This window comes from Aurantibrevibacter litoralis, from assembly GCF_034651555.1.
GTDB lineage: Bacteria > Bacteroidota > Bacteroidia > Flavobacteriales > Flavobacteriaceae > Aurantibrevibacter > Aurantibrevibacter litoralis.
Genome location: NZ_JAYEEQ010000008.1, coordinates 33,221 through 55,831 on the forward strand (window position 1 = coordinate 33,221; position 22,611 = coordinate 55,831).

22 protein-coding genes are annotated in these 22,611 nt (G+C 40.3%); 18 read left to right on the forward strand and 4 right to left on the reverse strand.

The window, feature by feature from the left end:
- Positions 1-6: 6 nt before the first annotated feature.
- The 18 genes from U1E44_RS08565 (at position 7) to U1E44_RS08650 (ending at position 15,545) form a co-directional block, all read left to right on the forward strand.
- Positions 7-507, forward strand: coding sequence for a YybH family protein (locus U1E44_RS08565; protein WP_322930656.1), 501 nt, complete (start codon positions 7-9; stop codon positions 505-507).
- 40 nt (positions 508-547) lie between these two features.
- The gene (locus U1E44_RS08570; protein ID WP_322930657.1) at positions 548-1,303 is read left to right on the forward strand and encodes an SDR family NAD(P)-dependent oxidoreductase; all 756 of its coding nucleotides are present in this window, start codon (positions 548-550) and stop codon (positions 1,301-1,303) included.
- Between the two features lie 28 nt (positions 1,304-1,331).
- Positions 1,332-2,636, forward strand: coding sequence for a DUF418 domain-containing protein (locus U1E44_RS08575; protein ID WP_322930658.1), 1,305 nt, complete (start codon positions 1,332-1,334; stop codon positions 2,634-2,636).
- A 7-nt stretch (positions 2,637-2,643) separates the two neighbouring features.
- Positions 2,644-3,465, forward strand: a complete 822-nt coding sequence (locus tag U1E44_RS08580) for a sterol desaturase family protein (RefSeq protein WP_322930659.1) — start codon at positions 2,644-2,646, stop codon at positions 3,463-3,465.
- A 3-nt stretch (positions 3,466-3,468) separates the two neighbouring features.
- Positions 3,469-3,942, forward strand: coding sequence for a RidA family protein (locus U1E44_RS08585; RefSeq protein WP_322930660.1), 474 nt, complete (start codon positions 3,469-3,471; stop codon positions 3,940-3,942).
- A gap of 68 nt (positions 3,943-4,010) precedes the next feature.
- Complete coding sequence (locus U1E44_RS08590) at positions 4,011-4,925, forward strand: amidohydrolase family protein (RefSeq protein ID WP_322930661.1); 915 nt, start codon at positions 4,011-4,013, stop codon at positions 4,923-4,925.
- 301 nt (positions 4,926-5,226) lie between these two features.
- On the forward strand, positions 5,227-5,562 hold the full coding sequence (locus U1E44_RS08595; protein ID WP_322930662.1) for a hypothetical protein: 336 nt from the start codon (positions 5,227-5,229) through the stop codon (positions 5,560-5,562).
- A gap of 36 nt (positions 5,563-5,598) precedes the next feature.
- A complete protein-coding gene (locus U1E44_RS08600; protein ID WP_322930663.1) occupies positions 5,599-6,375 on the forward strand; it encodes a hypothetical protein in 777 nt (258 codons plus the stop codon).
- Positions 6,372-6,542, forward strand: a complete 171-nt coding sequence (locus U1E44_RS08605; protein ID WP_322930664.1) for a hypothetical protein — start codon at positions 6,372-6,374, stop codon at positions 6,540-6,542. The genes U1E44_RS08600 and U1E44_RS08605 overlap by 4 nt, the downstream gene beginning before the upstream one ends.
- Positions 6,543-6,682: 140 nt before the next feature.
- The gene (locus U1E44_RS08610; protein ID WP_322930665.1) at positions 6,683-7,444 is read left to right on the forward strand and encodes a DUF6090 family protein; all 762 of its coding nucleotides are present in this window, start codon (positions 6,683-6,685) and stop codon (positions 7,442-7,444) included.
- 228 nt (positions 7,445-7,672) lie between these two features.
- Positions 7,673-8,725 carry a proline iminopeptidase-family hydrolase gene (locus U1E44_RS08615; RefSeq protein WP_322930666.1) on the forward strand — a complete coding sequence of 351 codons (1,053 nt, stop codon included), beginning with the start codon at positions 7,673-7,675 and terminating at the stop codon, positions 8,723-8,725.
- A 25-nt stretch (positions 8,726-8,750) separates the two neighbouring features.
- Positions 8,751-9,914, forward strand: a complete 1,164-nt coding sequence (locus U1E44_RS08620; protein WP_322930667.1) for an acetyltransferase domain-containing protein — start codon at positions 8,751-8,753, stop codon at positions 9,912-9,914.
- A 323-nt stretch (positions 9,915-10,237) separates the two neighbouring features.
- Positions 10,238-10,462, forward strand: coding sequence for a hypothetical protein (locus U1E44_RS08625; protein ID WP_322930668.1), 225 nt, complete (start codon positions 10,238-10,240; stop codon positions 10,460-10,462).
- Positions 10,463-10,473: 11 nt separating this feature from the next.
- Positions 10,474-10,641 carry a hypothetical protein gene (locus U1E44_RS08630; RefSeq protein ID WP_322930669.1) on the forward strand — a complete coding sequence of 56 codons (168 nt, stop codon included), beginning with the start codon at positions 10,474-10,476 and terminating at the stop codon, positions 10,639-10,641.
- Between the two features lie 305 nt (positions 10,642-10,946).
- Positions 10,947-12,437, forward strand: coding sequence for a TolB family protein (locus tag U1E44_RS08635; protein ID WP_322930670.1), 1,491 nt, complete (start codon positions 10,947-10,949; stop codon positions 12,435-12,437).
- Positions 12,438-12,833: 396 nt separating this feature from the next.
- On the forward strand, positions 12,834-13,682 hold the full coding sequence (locus U1E44_RS08640; RefSeq protein ID WP_322930671.1) for a phosphatase PAP2 family protein: 849 nt from the start codon (positions 12,834-12,836) through the stop codon (positions 13,680-13,682).
- A 183-nt stretch (positions 13,683-13,865) separates the two neighbouring features.
- Positions 13,866-14,744 (forward strand): SMP-30/gluconolactonase/LRE family protein, encoded by an 879-nt coding sequence (locus tag U1E44_RS08645; protein ID WP_322930672.1) that lies wholly within the window; start codon positions 13,866-13,868, stop codon positions 14,742-14,744.
- A gap of 30 nt (positions 14,745-14,774) precedes the next feature.
- Complete coding sequence (locus U1E44_RS08650; RefSeq protein ID WP_322930673.1) at positions 14,775-15,545, forward strand: SDR family NAD(P)-dependent oxidoreductase; 771 nt, start codon at positions 14,775-14,777, stop codon at positions 15,543-15,545.
- A 359-nt stretch (positions 15,546-15,904) separates the two neighbouring features.
- On the opposite strand, the gene U1E44_RS08655 is transcribed toward U1E44_RS08650, so the two are convergent.
- The 4 genes from U1E44_RS08655 to U1E44_RS08670 form a co-directional block, all read right to left on the reverse strand.
- Entirely contained in the window at positions 15,905-17,287 is a 1,383-nt protein-coding gene (locus U1E44_RS08655; RefSeq protein WP_322930674.1) for a RagB/SusD family nutrient uptake outer membrane protein, read from the reverse strand.
- Positions 17,288-17,304: 17 nt separating this feature from the next.
- Entirely contained in the window at positions 17,305-20,496 is a 3,192-nt protein-coding gene (locus U1E44_RS08660) for a SusC/RagA family TonB-linked outer membrane protein (protein WP_322930675.1), read from the reverse strand.
- A gap of 510 nt (positions 20,497-21,006) precedes the next feature.
- A complete protein-coding gene (locus U1E44_RS08665; protein ID WP_322930676.1) occupies positions 21,007-21,897 on the reverse strand; it encodes a PorP/SprF family type IX secretion system membrane protein in 891 nt (296 codons plus the stop codon).
- 17 nt (positions 21,898-21,914) lie between these two features.
- On the reverse strand, positions 21,915-22,611 hold a 697-nt coding region (locus tag U1E44_RS08670), incomplete at its 5' end, for a gliding motility-associated C-terminal domain-containing protein (protein ID WP_322930677.1).

Consider the following 22,611-nt stretch of genomic DNA (forward strand, 5'->3'; position numbering starts at 1 on the left):
AACAAAATGAAAAATCTTATTAAAAACAAAACCACGGCCACCTCAATCATCATTCTTTTATTGCTGATTTCAACAGGTTGCAATAATTCAAATAAATCTTTAGAAAAGGAAATAGAAGTAACAGAAACAGTTTTTGACTTAGCAAAAGAAAAACAAGAACTACAAAAATCATTTAAAGGCGTTATGGAAGCCCTCGCTAGCGGTGATGCCAAGGCCGTAGCCAATTTTTATACGGAAGACGGTGTTTTTATGCCGCATAACAGCCAAATTTTCACCGGAAGAGAGGAGATTGAAAAAGCTTTTGAAGGATTTATTGCAGGTGGATTTACAGATTTAGACGTAGAATCCACCTGGGCCGAAGGTTGTGGAAACTATTTATTAGACACTGAACAATGGACTTTAAGTAATGGAAAAGATACCCTAATAGGAAAATCCTTAGTGATTTGGAAAAAGGAAGACGGCATGTGGAAAATGTATAAAGACATGATCAATACCGACACTCCTTAATACCAAAAATAGATATTAAACAAAGTACACTTAAAATCGTATGGATTTACAACTCAAAGGAAAAAACGCCATTATCACTGGTGGCAGTAAAGGTATAGGGAGAAGTATTGCATTAAACCTGGCAGAAGAAGGTGCCAACGTAGCCATTTGTGCCCGAGGTGAAGACGCCTTAAAAAAGACCGAAAAAGAACTGCTTGACAAAGGCGTAAAAGTAATCGCATCAACTTGCGATGTTGGAAATTCCGAAGAATTACATGCTTTTCTAAACCACGTAAAAGACCAATTTGGAACCGTAGATATTTTAGTCAATAATGTTTCAGCATTGAGCCTCGGAGACGATTTTAACGACTGGGAAACATCCATCAATGTCGATTTATTAGGCAGCGTTAACGCTACCAGAAAAGTCATTCCATGGATGCTTGAGGCAGGCAGTGGCAACATTTTGTTTATTTCATCGGGTTCCGGACTTGAAGCCGGTTCGCCTCCTGCCTACGCCGCAGTAAAAGCAGCCATCATTAGCTATTCAAAAACCATGGCTATTCAATTGGCACCAAAAAACATCAGAGTTAATACCATTGCGCCCGGATCAGTAGAATTTCCCGATGGATTGTGGGAATTGACCAAAACTCAAAATCCACCATTGTACGATTGGGCACTCAGTTCCATCCCTTCAGGAAGACTAGGCACACCAGACGAAATAGGCAAAGTAGCCACATTTATCGTCTCCCCTTGCGCCAGTTGGGTTGTCGGCACCTGCTTGGCTGTGGATGGCGGACAACATAAAGCGAATTTGTAAATCAATTTAATCAACTATAACCAACCACATGGAACCACTAACCACCAGCGAATTAAAACCCACTGTAAAACAAGCCCGAATTAATGCCTTAGATGTTATTAGAGGCATCGCCCTACTGGGTATTTTATTGATGAATATCAATGGCATGGGCCTGCCCTACTCCTACGAAGACCCAAGTGTGCTTGGCCATACCGAAGGCCTTAACTATGCCGTTTGGTTTGCCAATGAATTATTTTTTGAAGGCACCATGCGCGGCTTGTTCACCATACTGTTCGGAGCAGGCGTAATTTTACTTACCTCACGACTTATTGACAAAGGCGCAGGTATTTCAACCGCCGATGTGTATTACCGCAGAATCGTTTGGCTCTTGCTATTTGGCTTGGTCAACACATGGGTCTTTTTATGGGATGGCGATATTTTGTATGCTTATGGCTTATTTGGGTTCTTTTTGTTCCCGTTTAGAAACTTGCCGGTTAAGAGTTTACTCATAATAGCCGCAGTTTTAATTTGCATAGGAACCGCATGGGATATTAGTGACTATCACAAAAACAAAACCCTAAAAACCGAAGCAGAACAAGCCTTGGCTTTAAAAGAAAGTGGCGCCGAACTCGACAAGAAAGCCGAAGGAGCCATTGCCGAATGGGAAAAGATATCCACCAAAAAAACACTCGAAGAAATACAAGAACACATCGCGGGCATGCAAGGCAATTATTTTGAAGTCCAGCAAGAAAAAGCCCCCGAAATACAATGGATGCAAACCTGGTTTCAATATCGTTATGGTGCTTGGGACATTTTAAGTTTTATGTTTTTAGGAATGGCTTTTTATAAACTGCGCATACTTCACAGTGAAAAAAGTGTGAAATTTTATGTGATACTTGCTTTGATTGGATATGCGGTAGGCTTGAGTGTCAATTACTACGAAGTCAACTTAATCACCAGCAACAATTTTGATACCCTTCACATTTATCAGGCTAAACAAACCTATAATATTGGCAGGCTGTTCATTACCTTAGGACACATTGGCTTTTTTATGTTGTTCATAAAATCGGGCGTTCTTGGCTTTCTACAAAGAGGTTTGGCAGCAGTGGGCCGCATGGCATTGTCTAATTATTTAATGCATAGCATTATCACTTCTATTGTGTTCCTAGGATTTGGCTTTGGATTGTATGGCCAATTAGAGCGTTACGAGTTGTATTACGTAGTGTTTAGCATCTGGATTTTCCAACTCATTGTAAGTCCGATCTGGTTGAAATATTTCTTATTTGGCCCATTTGAGTGGCTGTGGCGTTCACTTACGTACGGGAAGAAGCAACCGTTTAAAATTGTAAAATAAATAAATTATGGAAACACTCAACATCTTGATAAGCATAAATTTCGATTTACTTACTGTGGTTCTACTTGTCATCTTCTTTACCGCAGAAAATGTGTTAAACACCCAATTCAAATTTGATAAAATGGGTAAACATTTACTGGAAAACATCGGCTTTTTAATCATCATTACTTTATTGAATTTATTTTGGGCAGGCATCATTGTCGCAGGTGTTGATTGGTTAAACAGCAACCAAATTGGGTTATTTCATTATTTAAATATGCCTATTTGGCTTTTTTTACTGCTTAGCCTTATGCTGTTTGACATGGCCAATTACTGGTTTCATCGTATTGCACACTACGTTCCTTTTTTATGGAATTTCCACCGCGTGCATCACAGTGACAGTCGAATGGACGCTTCCTCTAACATCAGGGTACATCCCATTGAGCTGGTGTTTTATTTTGGATCGTCTAGCTTTTTAATGGCAGCCATTTTCGGATTAGATACTACCGGACTCGGTTTGTATGTGTTGGTGATTATTCCGTATGTTTTTATTGAACACTGCAACTTAAAATATCCTACGTGGATTGATAAAACCTTCGGATTGGTATTTACAACACCCAACTTTCATCGCGTACACCACGATCAGGATGAATATTACACCAATTCTAACTACGCCGATATTTTTATTCTTTGGGACCGACTATTTGGCACCTTTAAATACAAACATCCGGAAGAAGTGAATCTCGGGCTTAAAGAATTCGACGATCAAAAACAATCGTTTTGGTATTTAATGAAAACGCCGTTTATTAATATTCCGAGACATTCAGATACTAATCTAAACTCTAAATAAGTCATGCAAAAATATTTAATACTCCTAGTTTTTTCTTTAGGCTGTGCCATTGCCTATTGTCAAAAAATCGATGAAACAGTTCTTGCTGAAAAACGCGCTCCGGTGTTTACGCCATCAGAATTACCTTATCCCTTTTCAACCGCGGTTCAGGTAGGCGACATCTTGTATCTTTCTGGCGATCTAGGCGCTGCTGATACAGGAAACACGCTAGTTCCGGGTGGAATAGAGCCTGAAACTCGGCAAATGTTCAAACGAATAACCGCCACACTTGCGCAGCACGGCTTAATCTTAAAAGACGTTTTTAAATGTACCGTGATGCTCGCAGATATGTCTGAATGGCAAGCTTTCAATGCCATTTATGCCACCTATTTTGAACCCGGCAAATACCCTACCCGATCTGCTATGGGCGTAAACGGTCTTGCACTCGGTGCTCGGGTTGAGATGGAATGCTGGGCATGGAATCCGCAAAAGAACTAAACATTGACAAAATCAAGCTATTACCATTGATAAACCAAATGCTAGTCATTCTAACTAAATCTAAACAAATGAAAAAAACAGCTCTAACACTTCTTTTTTTAGCAATTGTCACAGTCACCTTTGCCCAAACCAAGGTGATTGACATGCACGTACACTCCTACTCCAATACCGATTTTGGAGAGCGTGAACCCGCAACCGACCATTATGGGGTTAAAGGCGCGAGAGATGCCCAATCGCATCGGCTAGAAACGGTTGCTGCCTTTAAAAAACGCAACATCGTAAAGGCTGCCGTAAGCGGTAACCCGGATAGTGTTGAAGCATGGGCCAAAAACGATCCCGAAAATATCGTGATCAGGGGCATTTTGATATTTTCCCCGGACGATTACGGCATGACCGTCCAAAAATTTGAACAACTCGTTATAGACAAAAAGATTGAAATTTTTGGAGAAGTGGCACCGTATTATTCGGGTGGGACCTTGAGCGATTCCATTTGGCAACCCTATTTAAAAATTTGTGAGCAATACGATATTCCTGTGGCAGTACACACCGGTGGTGGCGACCCGGGTGGCACCTACTCTTGGTCGCCAAAAGCGCGCTTATCCTTAGGTGATCCTTACCATATTGAAGATGTGCTTGTCAATTATCCCAAACTGCGCATGTACCTAATGCATGCCGGTGGTGAAGATTGGCCTGAGCATGCCATCAGACTTATGGCCTATTATCCGCAATTATACACTGATATCGCGGTGCTATTATGGGTAGAGCCCAATACCCAACGGTATGTTACCAACTTTCTGCGAGACATCAAACATGCCGGCTATTTAGACCGTGTGATGTTTGGATCAGACCAGATGATTTGGCCTTATGCCATTGAAAAATCTATTAACTTTTTGAATGGCCTTGACTTTCTGACTGAAGAAGATAAAGAAGGAATATTCTATGGAAATGCTGCAAGGTTCTTGAAATTGGAAACAAAACAATAAACATAAGCAAAATGAAACATTTAATTTCGATAACTTTTTTGGGGAAGGCTACAATCAATGGGAGTAAAGGAAAAAATTGAACTCATTATTTCAATCCTTGAAAAAGAAATTGGAAAAAATAATTAAAATTTCTATGATAAAACTCTTCCGAAACATCCGCAAAAAACTTCTCAATGAAGGCCTGTCTGCCGGACAGGCAGGGGTGGGTTTTCTAAAGCAGCAAAATGGAGGGCTTCAATAACCAAATCAGAATAATAGCTATCTTAGAAGTATAATTGCTAAACCACTTAAACTATTCATTATGAAAAAAAAACCAACCTACTGGTCCAAAACCGAACTAAAAATCTATATCCTTTTGTTGTGCGCCCAAGCGGATCATCACGCGTCGCAGGACGAGATCAATGTCATAAAGTCCAAATGTGATGCCGACACCTTTGACCGTCTGTATCAGGAATTTTCCCAAGATGACGAGGAAACTAGTCTCCAAAAAATTGAGACAGCCATCGGAAGATTAGAATATTCTTTTTTTGAGATTGACCAACTCAAAAAGGAAATTCTCCATATTTTCTTGGCAGACAATTCATTTAGTATGACCGAACGCAAATTGCTACAAATTCTGGACAATATTTTGTATTGAAATACGCCCTATAAGTACACTAAAACAAAATAGCAGATGGAAGAAAGCTCAGGTAGCGAAAAAAACCTATCGAACAATGAAGTTATAAATACCCCGAAAAAGAGGAACTCGAAATCTTATTTCAAGGAATTCTTTATGCTTTTCCTCGCTGTTTTCTGTGGATTTCTGGCAGAGAACTATCGGGAATCCCTGAGCGTCCGCAAGATTGAAAAAGAATACATTCTCTCTTTAATAGAAGACTTAAAAACGGACACTACCAATCTTGGCCTGTACATCACTTTTCGGAAAGAAAAGAGCATTTTGATGGATTCCTTGGCAAAAATGATGCTATCGGAAAATCGAGATTCAATGGGAAATCAGATTTACTTTTTAGCCCGGCAGGTGTTCAATGAACAGGCATTTTTCTATTCGGATGGCACCATACAGCAGTTAAAAAATGCGGGGAACCTTAGGCTTATTGGAAAAAGAAACGTTGTTAACGAATTACTTAAATATGAAAAAAAAGTAAAGGTCCTGGGAGAATGGGACGAAAATGACAACCGGACCAAAACGACCTTCCGTGAAATGGGAGGCAAGGTCTTTAATTCCTCGGAATTGAACAAGACCATGGATTCCGAAATGAAATTCGTCATGCCCACTACCAACCCACAATTGATTACGGATGATCTTACCATTATCAATGAAATTGCATTCCAGATCCACTATTTATCAAAAATGACTAGGGGCAACAGCCTTAGAGCGGCATCCTTGCGATCTGATGCCAATCGTTTATTGGAATTAATCCAAGTGGAATATAAACTAAACCGACCATGAAAAAACCAACAATAGCTCCTGATGAGGCCGTTGGGGAAAGCAATCCAAAGCATCGCATTATTCTTGATAGGAAAAACAGGAAATCCTATTTTAAAGTATCCTTTAGACTCTTTCCGGCCATTTCACGAAGCTTTTTTGTGGAAAAGCAAATGGAAAATTATGTATAGAAAAATACCAAAGTGCTGGCGTGCAATGCCAAAGATTCTGAGCAACTCAACTTGGTGTTACCTCTAAATTAGCACTATCTAAGAAATGAGCACAAACAAATTTCATCATTGCGCTTCATTAAAAGAAATTAAAATAACAAATGATAAAATTCTTTAGAAAAATTAGACAAAAACTGCTGACTGAAAATAAGTACGGAAAATATTTGACGTATGCTTTTGGAGAAATAATTCTTGTCGTTATTGGGATTTTGATAGCGCTGCAGATTAATAATTGGAACGAAAACAGAAAAGATTTTATTGAGGAAAAAGCCATTTTAGAAAACTTATTGGAAAATTTAAACCTATCGAAAATACAATCCGAACAATTAATATTTGAAGAAAATCAATTAAAGCTAAACCTGATTCAAATTCTTAGAATTGATTCCAATGATACTAGTGTAAACACTAAAATAATTAGTGACTCGATTTTCAAAAATGCCGTTTGGGATTTACAAAGCGATATGCCAACTTTTAACGCGTACAATAATTTGAAAAGCACTAATAAATTGAGTTTAATTAAGAATAAAAATATTAATGAGAAATTTACGGAATTAGAGTTTCGTCAAAACAAACTCAATGACATTCTCGAAGACAGATTGAACGTGCATCAAATTCGCATAGATGATATACTTGAACACGACATCAATTTCATACCCTTAGTAAAATCCAATATACCCACTATCAATATAGAAAGAGAATCGAGAAATAATTATTTGCAAGTACTAGAAAATAAAAGAATACGGAATCTTCTTGGCATGAAATTGTCATTTACCCAAGACGTGATTGATTTTCGAAAAAGTCTCGATACACAAATTAAAGATTTGACAATTTTAATCGAAAAGGAATTAAACGAAAAAAAATAATGAATGCACAACACCGGCCAAGGAAACATGAAGGCTTAAAGGGTAAAAATAGATTTTTGCACACAAAATAGAGCTTGGTTCTCGGTTGACAGAGACGTGTTTCAAAACCCGTAAGTTTCTTAGTCAGAGCCGATATAATGATATTTTTTATGCAAATACCTTAATGTACCGTCCCGAAACTTCAGGATTAGTTTCTTCATTTTTAATAAACCTTAAAATTTTAAATACATGAAAACCAACATCATTTTATTCAGCATTTTCATCAGCCTGCTTTTTGGCTGCAATGAAAAACCGGCAACCACAACATCCGCAGAAATTCCTCAAAAATCGAGCTATTTAGATTACTCCAACAGCGACGACCAACGGACAGGTGGCATTAAAATGATTCCTATTGAAACGGCCAAAGGCACCTTTAATGTATACACCAAACGCGTGGGCAACAGTCCAAAAATGCGCGTATTACTGCTTCATGGAGGACCCGGCGGCACGCATGAACAGTTCGGAAATTTTGAAGGCTATCTTCCGAACGAGGAAATTGAATATATCTACTATGACCAACTCGATTCCTATTATAGTGATAAACCCAATGATCCAAGCCTTTGGACCACCGAACATTTTGTGGAAGAAGTGGAACAAATTAGATTAGCACTCCATCTCAACAAAGATAATTTTTACCTGCTAGGTCAATCTTGGGGCGGAATTCTGGCCATGGAATATGCCTTGAAATATCAAGAAAATCTAAAAGGGCTTATCGTGTCTAATATGGTAGCTAGTGTTCCGGAGTATAATAAATACGCTCAAGACGTGCTAGGCCCTCAATTACCTGAAGCTGTCTTAAAAGAAATTCAACACATTGAAGCTGCTAAAGATTACACCAACCCAAGGTACGAAGCACTCTTGATGGCACATTTCTACACCGAGCATGTGCTGCGTATGCCTTTAGAAAATTGGCCAAAATCTGCCCATCTGTTGTTTGACCATCTGAACCCTGAAATTTATGTTTATATGCAAGGGCCGAGCGAGTTCGGAATTACCGATGAAGCCACTTTAAGCGATTGGGATATTTCGGATAGACTTAAAGAAATTAAAGTTCCTACCCTTATGCTAGGTGCAAAATATGACACTATGGATCCAAAATACATGGAGTGGATGGCCGGCGAGGTTCAGAACGGAAGAAGTGTTACCACAAAAGGCAGTCACTTATCTCAATTTGATGACCCAAAAACCTTTTTTAGCGAACTGATAAAGTTTGTTAAAGATGTAGATAACGATACCTTTTAATTTCTAAAAAAACCAATACACAACCATGACAAACCGGATACAATCTGTAGATTTTTTAAAAGGCCTGGTCATTGTCTTAATGGCACTAGACCATGTGCGAGATTATTTTCATATCGATACCTTCTATTTTGACCCCACCGAAATTGAAAAAACCAATTTCTGGCTCTTTTTTACCCGCTTTATAACCCATTTTTGTGCACCGGTATTTGTCTTTTTGGCCGGAACTTCTGCCTTTTTTGTAGAACAAAAAATTGGTAAAAATGCGGTAAGCAAATGGCTTTTAAAAAGGGGTTTGTGGCTCATTTTTGTGGAAGTCGTTATCATATCTTTTGGGTGGCGTTTTCAGTTTAATTTTGACGCTATAATCTTTCAGGTCATCTGGCTGTTGGGTGCCTCGATGCTTTTTTTAGCATTGTTTATCCATTTCCCAAAAAAGCTAATGATTCCGCTGTGTCTGCTCGTGATTATTGGACATAACTTTCTGGATATGTTTTCAGGGGAGCAAGGAGGCTTCTGGTGGATTTTGTTTCATGAATATAACATGATTCAACTTACAGATAGCATTACTATTGTAAACGCCTATCCACTCATTCCTTGGATTTTTGTGATGCCACTAGGCTATTATTTAGGCATACTCTACAAACCTGGGTTTGATGCTGTGAAACGTCGTCAAATTTTATTACGCACTGGTATTTCTGCCATTGTCCTATTTTTTGTTTTACGCTTTGCCAATGTTTATGGTGATTTGGTTGTCTGGTCTTCTTATGATGATTTCACAAAAACAGCCCTTTCCTTTTTTAACGTTACCAAATACCCACCTTCGCTCTTGTATTTGTTAATCACTTTGGGTCCTTCCCTAATTGTGCTTTCACTGGCGGAAAAATTTAAAGGAAAAATATTTGATGTCATGGTCCTTTTTGGAAAAGTACCTATGTTCTTTTACATCGTTCATATTTATTGGATACACCTGCTGGCTGTACCGGCGGTTTACCTCAGTGGCTATGATCCAAAACTTATGATTATTGATGTTTGGATTGGATTTGTTACCGAATTGCAGGGGTATGGTTTGTCCTTAGGCATTGTGTACCTCATTTGGCTTTTTGTAGTAGCAAGCTTATACCCGCTTTGTAAATGGTACTGGAATTATAAAAAGAAAAACCGGAAGTACTGGTGGCTTAGTTATTTGTAGCAAACTAAAAAATTCTTGAAACTGACTATTCCCGAGACAAGCCATAGGGGTATACTTCTACTGCGCTCAGTACGGGTTTCGCCCGTTTCATTTTGGCCTTTGGGCCAAAACCTGCTCATTGAAGGCCTGCCTGATGGACGGGCTGGTAAAATCGTTACATGTCCCGTTAGGGACAACCTATTGGTAGAAACAATCAATATGACATCAAACCATCGTGCCTTTAGGTACGAAATATATAATGTACCTAACGGCACATTCAACCAACAACAAACATATTAGCTACCAAGATAAAGTCGCTAACGGGACAATTAAAATTGAAATTTATGATTAAATTCTTTAGAAAAATCCGTAAAAACCTTCTCCAAGAAGGTAAAACCACCAAGTATTTCAAATACGCTATTGTAGAAATTATGCTTCTGATATTAAAAACAACCGTTTCATGTCCCGTTAGGGACAACCTATTGGTAGATAAGATCAACACGGCATCAAACCACCGTGCCGTGAGGTACGGCATATTATATAATGTACCTGCCTGCCGGGACAATTAAAATTGAGATTTATGATAAAACTCTTCCGAAAAATCCGTAAAAACCTTCTTAATGAAGGTAAAACCACCAAGTATTTTAAATACGCCCTTGACGAAATTATCCTAGTAGTGATTGGTATTTTAGTTGCCGAAAACCTTGCCCCAACCCGCCAGAGGCGGGTGGATTTTCTAGAGATATAATTCGCAATTTAAGCGTGGACACCAGCCTTTGGCGGGTTAGGGCGAGCGCAAAGGCAATATTTATGACTAACAATGATAAAATTCTTCCAAAACCTGCCTTTTCGGAAGACAGGCATACGCCAAAACCTTCTAAACAGCCTAAAATATAGGGTTAATTTGTAAATGCTACAAACACATCACCAATCACCAAAGGCAAAGAGCCAAAAAGAGCCTTTTAATGTAATAATATGATCTACAAGGGAATTACTCACAATTTTTTAGTACCTTGTCTTTACGACAATCAACACCTAAGACTTTTGAAAACAATGCTCAAAATTTACCTATTTTGCGCCATGGCTCTCGCATTAAACGCCCAGACGCCCGCACAGCACATCGGTATGTTTCACAGTGTAACGGATATTGGAAACCCCAATATTCCCGGTTCTGTAAGCTATCATGAACCCTCACAAATATACCGCCTATCGGGTTCGGGTGAAAATATTTGGTTTGATAAGGATAGCTTTACGTTTCTGCACAAAAACATGCAAGGCGATTTTATCATTCAGGCCAACATAAAATTTGAAGGGCAAGGCCATGACCCACATCGAAAAACAGGTTTAATGATTCGCCACTCAAAAGCATCTGATGCCCCTATGTTAGCCTGCACAGTGCACGGCGACGGATTAACATCACTTCAATATCGTAAAAACAAAGGAGCGAATGTCGAAGAATTAAAATTTAATACACAGGAAGCCGATGTGCTACAGTTAGAGAAAATAGGGACTACCTATATCGTTTCCGTGGCCAGATTTGGTGCGAAATATGAAGTGGCACAAATTACAGATATCGATTTAGGCTCAAATCCGTTGGCCGGTCTTTTTGTATGTGCCCATACCAACGAATTTTCGGAAGAGGTTATTTTTAACAACGTTCGTGTCTTTAACACCGCTACCGACGAATTGGTGCCTTACGAGGATTACTTGGGTAGCCTACTGGAAATCATGGATGTAGAAAACGGCGATCGTAGGATCCTTGACAGTTATACCGGCTCTTGGCAAGCTCCCAACTGGACACCGGATGGGAAGACCCTTATTTATAACGCCGAAGGAAAATTGTACAATTTTGAGCTACAGACGCATACTTCAACGGTTCTGAATACGGACTTTGCCGACCGCAACAACAACGACCATGTGCTTACTTTCGACGGAAAACAGATAGGTATCAGTCACCACGCAGAAGAGGCCAATGGGCAATCTATCATCTATACGTTACCTGTTAGCGGTGGAGTTCCAAAAAAAATTACAGAAAAAGGCCCCTCCTATTTGCATGGCTGGTCGCCAGATAATAAGTATTTGGTTTATACGGCCCAACGCAATGAGGTGTACAATATTTATCGTATTCCTGCGGCAGGTGGCAAGGAAATACAACTGACCCATACCCAAGGTTTGGATGATGGGCCGGAATATTCGCCCGATGGAAAGTATATCTATTTTAATTCCACACGCACAGGAACCATGCAACTTTGGCGCATGGATGCCGATGGCAAAAATCAGGTACAACTTACCTTCGACGCACTCAACGATTGGTTTCCGCATATTTCGCCAAACAATAAGTGGATTGTCTTTATATCCTTTCCCGAAGATGTGCCCGCAGACCAACACCCCTTTTATAAAAGGGTTTATATTCGTTTGATGCCTATTGAAGGAGGCGAGCCTAAGGTTATTGGCTATTTATATGGAGGTCAGGGCACCATTAACGTTCCCAGTTGGTCTCCAGATAGTACAAAGATCGCCTTTGTTAGTAATGGTACCTTTTAGGGTGATTTAGAAGCAAACCTTTTGGATTTGGATTTGAGTTTGGATTTGGATTAGTGCTTAGACAGTTCCAAAGATTGTTATTTTGCGATGCCGCAATCAGTATTCAAAAAAATATTTTACAGCAGAGTTTTGTTATATTTCCAGGTCAAGATCGACTAAAAAGCGAATTTAGCCCCTTACATCGAAAGAGAATGGACTCTGATAGCCATACGATTTGTGCAAATAAAAACAATGCGTTATACACGAAAATAGTGTTGTCCTTCCGGATTTTTAGGGCTTTGCGTACAAATCGACCTTTTTCGATATCTATCTAAAATCCCATGGGTTTCTGAGCCAATCTTATCAATGATTCGCAATTTTCAATTTCATATAAACAATTAAAGTAGTTTACGTTAGATGCAAAAATTCGTAATTTTACTTTTTACTTTATTATTTGTATCCATTTCTTTTGCACAAAATAGTCCAAACGACTCCAAAGACTCCACAGATACCATTACATGGAACACTTTACAATACGACATTGTTAACATATTAGGAGGTATTGGTCACGCGTATACCAGACCTTTACATTGGGAAGGCGATAATTGGTTAAGTTTCGGTGCCGTAGTGGCTGGTACCGGTATCGCTTTTGTTTTCGACGATAACTTAAGGGCTTATTTTGACAATCAGGAAGCGCATGTACCTGATTTTTTGCAAGGCTTTGGCACCTATTACGGTAGTCCACAAAACAATTATGCCCTCACCGGAGCGGTTTATTTTACAGGGTTTTTAACAAAAAACGAAAAATTGCGAAGGACAGGGGTATTATTAATTTCCTCCGCATCGGCGGCTGGTTTTTTGCAACAAGTGAGTAAATCTGTAGTTGGTAGGGCTCGTCCACGAAGCGGTTTAGAAAAAGATCATTTCCGCCCTTTTACCAATGACAAGGACTTCCATTCTTTTCCTTCGGGTCATGCGGTTATGGCATTCTCCAATGCCTACGCCATAGCAAAACAATTTACCAATCCATGGGTTAAGGCTGGTATTTATGGTGTTGGAATTATTCCGGGGGTATCCAGATTATGGCGCGGGGCGCATTGGTTTAGCGATTTTGCCCTGAGTACTGTACTTAGTATATTTACAGTAGAATCCATTGATGCGTATTTGGATGGTAAATACAAGGCTAAATACAATCCAAATACCAAAACCATAAGTTGGAATTTTCAAGTTGTCCCCGGTAAAATTGGCTTGGTCATGTCTTTTTAGACAAAATAGGTAATGCATAACTTTTCTTTTTCGCAAGGCAACCCTGTATAATAGCACATTATTTACGAAGCATGGTAAAAGGTTAGTCAGCGCCATAGCCCGAAGAACCAACAGAACTATTTTTGCCTAAAATAAACCGTTCTAATTTTTTACCTTTAAAAAAAATAGCAACGACTATCAACAATGCATATAGAAACAATTACCGATCTTAGGTGTTCGTTGGGCGAAGGACCACTTTGGAATGCTTTAGAAAATGAGATTTTATGGGTCGATATTATTGAAGGTAAAATACACAGCTATTCATTTACGCACAACGCATTACAAACCTATCCTTTACAGGAAATGGTTGGTTCGGTCACAGTGGCCTCAGATGGATCCTTAATTGTGGCTAGTAAGAGTGGTTTTGGACAACTACATCGGGATTCCGGACACGTGACGCCGATTACAGATCCGGAACATCATGTACCAAACAACCGATTTAATGATGGCAAATGCGACCCAAAAGGTCGATTTTGGGCAGGTACCATGTCTTTATCCGAAGAAAGGAAAGCAGGTAGTCTTTATGTTTTAGATGGTCTTCAGGTGCATAAAAAGATTGAAAATGTAACCATCTCTAATGGCATCGCTTGGAGCTTAGACCACAAGACCATGTATTATATAGACACCCCAACACTAGAAGTGGTGTCTTATGACTATGACAAAGCCACAGGCACCATTGGCAACAAACAAGTAGCCATTCGAATTCCCGAAAGCGAGGGTTATCCGGATGGGATGACGATAGACAATGAAGGAATGTTATGGATTGCCCATTGGGGCGGTTGGCAGCTTACGCGATGGAATCCTGTAACCGGGAAAAAATTGGTGGCTATACCGCTTCCGGCAGCCAAAATTACCTCTTGCACCTTCGGTGGCGAAAACCTGACCGATTTATTCGTTACTTCTGCTAAGGAGCGTCTTTCGGAAGCAGAATTAAAAGAACAACCGCTAGCAGGCGCACTTTTCAAAATTACAGGTACCGGTTTTCAGGGTGTGCCTTGCTTTCAATTTAAAATTCCACTTTAAGCTATACCTCGATATTTTATGTCACATACTATGGAAAAAAAATTATTTGACAATCAAGTAGCCCTAGTTTCAGGAGCCGGTATTGGGATAGGCTATGAAATAGCGCGCCAATTAGCATTACAGGGTGCCAAAGTGGTGCTTAACGACATCGACCCGATAGCTGCGAAAAATGCTTCGGCACAAATCACAAAAGATGGAGGTAACTGCGTGTTTTTTGTAGGTGATAGTTCCGAATTGGAAACGATCGAAAAAATGGTGTCTTTTACTGTAACAACCTTTGGAAAACTTGATATTCTTGTGGCCAATGCAGGAATTACGACCTACGGTGATTTCTTGGAATACCAGCCCGCTTCCATGCAAAAACTTTTAAAAGTAAATCTTTTTGGTACTTTTTTTCTAACGCAAGCTGCCGCTAAACAACTCATTTCTCAAGGTCGTGGGGGTAGTATATTGTTGACTTCCTCCGTAACAGGCCATGTAGCCCATCCTTATTTAGCAGCTTATGGCATGACGAAAGCAGGCATAGATCAATTGGCAAAAAACCTGGTTATTGATCTAGGGCCACACGGAATTTCTATCAACACCATTGTACCCGGGGCAACCCTCACGGAAAGAACACTAAAAGAAGATATTGATTTTGAAGGAATTTGGCAAAAAATAACGCCTTCCGGACGCCCGGCAACAGTAGCGGATATTGCGAATGCTGCCCTATTCTTACTAGCACCGCAATCGCGTCAAATTATGGGTCAGAACCTTGTTGTTGATGGGGGTTGGACATCCGTGGGGATTCCTCCTTATTGATCCGGTATGTTGGTTTTAACTCAAAGAAAATAAAGAATTTCTTGAAACTGACTATCCCCGAGGCAAGCCGCAGGTGTACCCCCTACAATAATCACCATACTGCGTTTACCGAAGTGCTCAGGGCCGTTTTCGCCGGTTTCATTTTCATCTGAAGGTCTAAACCGGAATTCGGTACTTTACTGCACCCGAAACTGCCAATAGCAGTTTCCACCGCTCCAAAGGAGCGGTGAATACCGCAGCCCCGAGGCTTGCCCTGGAGAATTCTTTAGTTTCAACGCATATCCATATTACCAACCAAAAGAGCGATGTTGTCCTAAATACTTGTTTATTAGATTACATCATTAGTTGTTCCTAAAGCCTCAATTCTGCACAAAATTTGGATTGATGTCCATTTCTCTTTGGGGAATAAAAAATAAGGTACGAACAGATGATTGCGCAATAGCGGGTTCCGCCTCATTTACCTTTTGGGCAGCCACACCAAAACGCAGCAAATCGGGCCATCTATGATTCTCAAAGGCAAGTTCCAGACGTCTTTCGTTTAAAAGTTTTTCAGCAAAGGTACCGGGTGTAGACCCATCGATATTTGCCAGACCCGCTCTAGTTCTTACTTGATTGATTAGTGCGTAACTTTCGGGCGATTCTCCAAGGGCTTCTGCCAACATAAGCAGTACATCGGCATATCTAAAAACAACAAAGTTTATATCCGCATCGTTCTCCGTTGGTGGATTGCTTTGAAACTTTCGTATGAAACGCGCCGAAATAGTTTCTCCTTCGCCATTTATGTACGATGTGCCCATAGAGGGTTCAAACCGTAAATCCTCCGACAAGAATGATTCCGTTAACGATATGGTTGGCCTATTTCTGGCAAATCCTTGTCCGGTCTGTAAATCCGGACTTGGCGAAAAATCATTGCTAAAAGCGCTTCCCTGACCAATACCGCCGCTTATAAATTGGACTTCAAAAATAGACTCTGCGTTATTCTCATTACTCGCACCCCATAAATCGGAATAATTATCTAGCAACCGATACCCATAATTAGCAATAATTCGTCGTAAAACCACTTCGGCTTCCGAATTATTCCCTATGGTTAGCAAGACTTTTGCGAGCAGGGTTGCGGCCGCACCTTTGGTTGCTCTTCCTACTTCGGTGTTAGAAATGGCGAGGTTTTCTTCGGCAATACGCAAGTCCTGAATTAATTGTTGGTACACCGTATTGGCATCCACCTGCTGTAATTCATCCCCTGGAATAAATGAAGTTAATTGCAGTGGTATGTTGCCAAAGGCTATGGCTAAATGATAATACATTAATGATCTCAGAAAGAGTGCCTCCCCAATGATTCTTTTTTTGAGCGTTTCATCTATGTCAACAGCATCGATACGTTCTAAGATAACGTTGCTATTGGCAATAACCCTATACGAATCGCTCCATGCTAAATCCATCTGTTCGGTTAGGGAATTTTCGGTAAATGCATTTATTTCCGTAAACTGCCGTGCCAATCCGGTCTGATCTGGCCCTTGGTCGGTATTATCGCTTCGCATTTCGAACATTGTCCAATAAGCTCTACCATACACCCCGTTATTTTGTAAACCGGCATAACTTGCGTTTATACCAAAAACAAAATCATTGGCATTTCTATAAAATGCCGCACCATTTCTGTTAGATGACGGTGCTATTTCTGTAAAACTATCACTACAGGAAGTGGCTACTATGAAAACTAAAATTAGTTGTATTGCTTTTTTCATTATCTAAAACTTTTAAATTAAAAATTTAGGTTTACACCAAGAATAATGGTTTTTACCAATGGAAAGGCACCAACGTCCTCACCGGGTGTTAACCCATTATTACCGCCACTCACCTCAGGGTTATATCCAAGATAATCGGTATCTGTAAAAAGATTAGTTCCCGTAACGTATAATCTTAGTTTATCGATGGAATTTCCCAAAAGCACTTTTGATGGAATCGTATATCCCAATGAGACATTTCGCAATCGTATAAACGAGCCATCTTCTACCTGAAAAGAGGACGGTCTGTTGTTGTTGCCATGATTACCAGTTTCTCGGTCTGCCCGGGGTATTTTTCCGTTTCCGGGGTTTTCCGGGGAGCGCCATCGATTATTAAATACACTGTAAGAATTAAAGTTAGCCTCTCCGTTCTTAAGGTGTCGCGACGTTAAATTCAAAATTTCATTGCCATGTACTCCTTGTAACAAAATACTTAAATCTATCCCCTTATATTCAAAGGTATTTGTAATTCCCCAAGTGTAATCCGGAAAAAAACTTCCGGTTACCGTCCTGTCATCTGGGGTAATTTCGCCGTCGCCATCGACGTCTTTAAATCGGAAATCGCCGGGTGCGGGATTTGGAGCTTGGGTATCAAATGGGGCACTTGCAATTTCTGCCTCACTTTGAAAAATGCCCTCTACCACATAGCCATAATAGCTTCCTATGGGGTCTCCTACCCTTGTTACATGTCGTACGCCCGCAGCACCTACAGAAAATATAGGTTCATTTTTGTCATTTAAAGAAAGTACTTCATTATCGTTGGTAGAAAAGTTAAAATCGGTATTCCATTTAAAGGCACCGACGAAATTTCGGGTGCGTAACGAAAGTTCAAAACCTCTATTACGGACTTCCCCCAAATTCTGCAGTACGGTATTAAACCCGGATACAGAAGAAACGCTAACATTCAACAATAGATCTTCAGTATTGGTGTTGTAATAATCGGCCACCATAAAAATACGGTTGTTAAAAAGTCCAAGTTCTAGTCCTACGTTGGTTTGGGTCGATTTCTCCCAGGTAAGCTCCGGGTTTGGCAAAGTGGACTGTATAAGTCCGTTTTCTTCGTTGCCGTTAAAGTTATAGTTATCCGGACTTAACAACCCGATGGCGCCAAAATTAGGGATTTCGAAGTTTCCTGTTTGGCCCCAACTAAAGCGAAGTTTCAATTCCGAAATGGCATCAACAGCGCTTAAAAAATCCTCTTCAGACACACGCCAACCTGCTGAGAAGGATGGAAAATACCCTCTTCGATTATTGGCTCCAAATCGAGAAGATTCATCTGTTCTTATCGTTCCCGTGAATAGATACTTATCTTGGTAAGAATAGTTAAGTCTAAAAAAGGCCGATGCTAAAGACCATGCTTCTTTAATGGAGGTACCGGCAAAAACTTGTCCGCCGCTTATGGTTTTAACCAAGTCATCCGGAAAATTATCTGCTTGCACTTGCCGAATCGTGATTTGATCGCGTTGCGAAGAATAACCTGCTATTGCGTTAAAATAGTGATTCCCAAATTCTTTTTCCCAATTTAGCGTATTTTCCCAAACCCAATTAATTTCTGTAGACGAAGAAGACTGCGCAAAAGACTCACCTTCTGAAGCTTCCCTAAAAAGTAGTGAATTACCTCTAAAAAAATCGCGGTTAAACACATTAATGTAGGTTCCTACAAACGTTTTAGCAGTTAATCCGGGCAAAATATCATAGGATAATCCCAATCCGCCCCGGTTTTGAAATTGAAATAGCTTATCGTCAACCGCATCTATGATGGCCAAAGGATTACTTGCCGTGGTTGTCCCCCCTCCCAAAAAGGATTGGTTGTTACGTTGGTTAACCGTTCCGTCATCGTTAAAGGGACGTACAGTAGGCGAATGCACAATGGCCGAATACACAATGCCCGGCGGTCTAGCAAAATAAGTTGCATTTGCTGGCTTTCTATCATTATCTGTTACCGTGGGTGCAAAAGACAAATCGAGTCTTAATTTTTCAGTTAAATCGGACTTAAGATTGAAAATTGCGTTAAATCGTTGAAATTGTGAACCTTCAATAATACCTTCTTGCTTAAAATACCCTCCCGAGGCAAAAAAGCTGGTTTTCTTAGACAATGGTGAAGCGTACGAAAGATTATAACTTTGTACAGGTGCCGTTTCAAAAATAAGATCCTGCCAATCCGTGTCCGTACCGTCCCAATTTATAAAAGAAAGAGGCATTTCAAAATTGGCATTTCCTCTGCTTCCTGGAGTAATAGGGTCATTAATAGACGCCCCGGGTACGGAAGAAAGGTAATTATTGTTTCGGGCATCGCGAGTAAAATCGATTAATTCTTGTGAATTCATTAAATCGACCTCGTTGGCCACGGTTTGCAACCCGTAAAACGAATTAAAAGAAAAGGTACCTTCGTCGGAATTTGAACCTTTTTTGGTGGTAATAATTACTACACCATTACCACCTCGGGAACCGTATATGGCCGCTGCGGAGGCGTCTTTTAAAACTTCAATAGATTGTATGTCATTGGGATTTATGGTAGCCAACGGATTCACAGGTGGCTCTTGGAAGGCACCTCCCCTTCGCGCCAACTCCCCTTGAATACCAATGGTAGTCAGGTTTTTAGATATAGGTATACCGTCTACCACAAAAAGTGGATCGTTCCCTGCGGAAATGGATCCGGTACCCCTAATTCTGATTGTTGGACTGGATCCGGGTTCGCCCGTAGTCTCTTGCACTTGCACACCGGCAACCTGGCCTATAATGGCATTTTCTGCACTAAGGGTAGGTACCTGCGTAATTTGTTCCGTTGATACCGATGAAACGGAACCGGTAACCCTTTTTTTGGATAAGGTACCATAACCCACGACTACCACTTCGTCTAAGGCTGCAGAATCTGGAATTAAATTCACCTGAACAAAACTTTGTCCGTTGACATTAATAGTTTGAGTTTTAAAACCAATGTAGGAGATCACAAGTTCCACAGCATTTGTTGGAAGCGAAATGGTGAAGTTCCCGTCAAAATCGGAAACTGTGCCCACATTAGTGCCTCTCACCTGAACCGTAGCACCGGGCAGCGGCAATCCTAAATCATCTACAATTTTTCCGGAAATCTCATTCTGAATAAAATTAGAAACAGTAAAATTAGACGAAACAGCGTCTAATGACCGATTTACTACTAACGATGCGAACATAGACCCAGGTCTAAAAATTAAAAATAGTAGCAAAAGGAACTGAGGGACACGAGCAAACGCACCCATTTTGGAAATTCTTAGCGTGTTATTCATAAAAACAAGTTTAATTGAGTTGGTTTTTAAAAGTACTGATTTTATTATAATTAATTTTTAATTTCTTTAACATTTTTCATGAATCTGATTTATGGATCAGATGCGTATACTCCAATATCATGAAACAACAAGGTAAAACGACCCATGGACATTTCATTTATGTAACCACAACTAATTTGATAATTTTATTAAACATATAAATCCTATAGATTTAATAGATTACAAAATAATAGATTTTAGAATTACTATGCAATATTTTTATTAGTAATTTTAAGAATACGTCGCTCGCCCTGTCGTAATTTGCAGTTCACTAACTGGAATCATAAAAGAAGCCAAGGATATTTCATCCTGTATCTCGTATAAAAAAAGCCCCAAAACGTAACGTTCATGGGGCTTTTTTTTTATAACAAACGTTAGTTACAACCTCAATCGAAATAGGATTTCGTGAGTACCATTGTCTATATTACTGACAGCACTTTCCATGGCCATTTCGTACGCATATCCAATTTGGAGTCCAGCCATGGCCTTGAATAGAAAGATTCCGCTGATGCTCTCATCGTAGCGGTAGGCCGCTCCCAAATCAATCCGTTGATTAAATTCCAAAATGGCGGTAAGATCCACGGAAAGTGGTGCGGCATCTACATACCGAATCAGTGCGGTTGGTTTCAATACCAAATTATGAGTCAGTTCAAAATTGTATCCCCCTGCTACATACAAATGGACTTTATCTACCCCTAACCTTGCTAATCCATCTTTTTGTTCCAACCTGTCGGGAGTCAATATTTTTGGAATTGAAAAAGACAGGAAGTAGGCTTCATTTTTAAGATAAAACCCTGCACCTACATTGGGGTTAAACCGGCCATCTATATTGCTTAGGTTAGGATCCGATTGTATGCTGTAGGTAACCAAACCTTGAGTATTAGCATCATACGAGCTAAACCCAGCTTTTATCCCAAAAAAGAGGTCGGTACTTTCCGATAGCTGCAGTTTATAGGAAACATCGAGCGCAAACGCGGTATGACTCTCAATAAAGGTTTTGTCGTTAACAATAGAAACGCCAAGTCCCAGATTCCTGCGCAAGGGCGTTCCGAATACAAAACTCTGGGTCTCCGGGGCACCTTCAATACTGGCCCATTGGCTGCGGATGTTTACCCCTAGATCTGTGGTCTCCTCTGAACCTGCAAATGCCGGATTGATAAGGTTCATATTATACCGGTAAAAGGTATAGTTGGGATCTTGTTGTGCGATGCCACATACGGCAAACAGGTTAACTCCAAAATATAGGAGCACTTTATATATAAATTTCATTTTTTTCTGATTTAGATTTAATAATTAATGAAGACCCAGCCTTGCAATGGTGCAGTACCGTTGCCTAGATCGATAACATAGAGGTACGAACCCGGAGGAAGCAAGCTACCGCTGCCTTTGTGGTTTCCACCCCAATCATTTCGATAGCCTTTTGCGGCAAAAACCTCATGTCCCCATCTGTTATATAGCCTTACTACATTGTTTGGATAATTGTCAATACCGGGAACTACCCAAGTATCGTTTATGCCATCGCCACCAGGGGTAAACGCCTGTGCCGGAACCAATACCGGGGTGGCAGCAAGCGGAAACGCATCCAAACCGTTGGGTACGCCGTCACCGTCCATATCGGAATCTTGGCTATCCGGTATACCATCCCCATCGGTATCCAAAGGGAAATGGCTTGCACTTTTTGCGTCGGTACCTTCGGTAATTTCGACCATATCCGTAAATCCATCATTATCGTCATCTGGGTCGGCATTGTCACCTATCCCATCTCCGTCCGTGTCGGTATCCTCGTTGGGATCGGTGGGAAAAGCATCTTCATCATTCGGAGTGCCATCGTTGTCTGAATCAGCAACCGCACTGAATGGGAATTGATCATCAACATTAGGTATTCCATCACCGTCTATATCCAGATCGGTATTATCTCCCGTACCATCACCATCCGTGTCGGTATCCTCGTTGGGGTCGGTGGGGAAAGCATCTTCATCATCC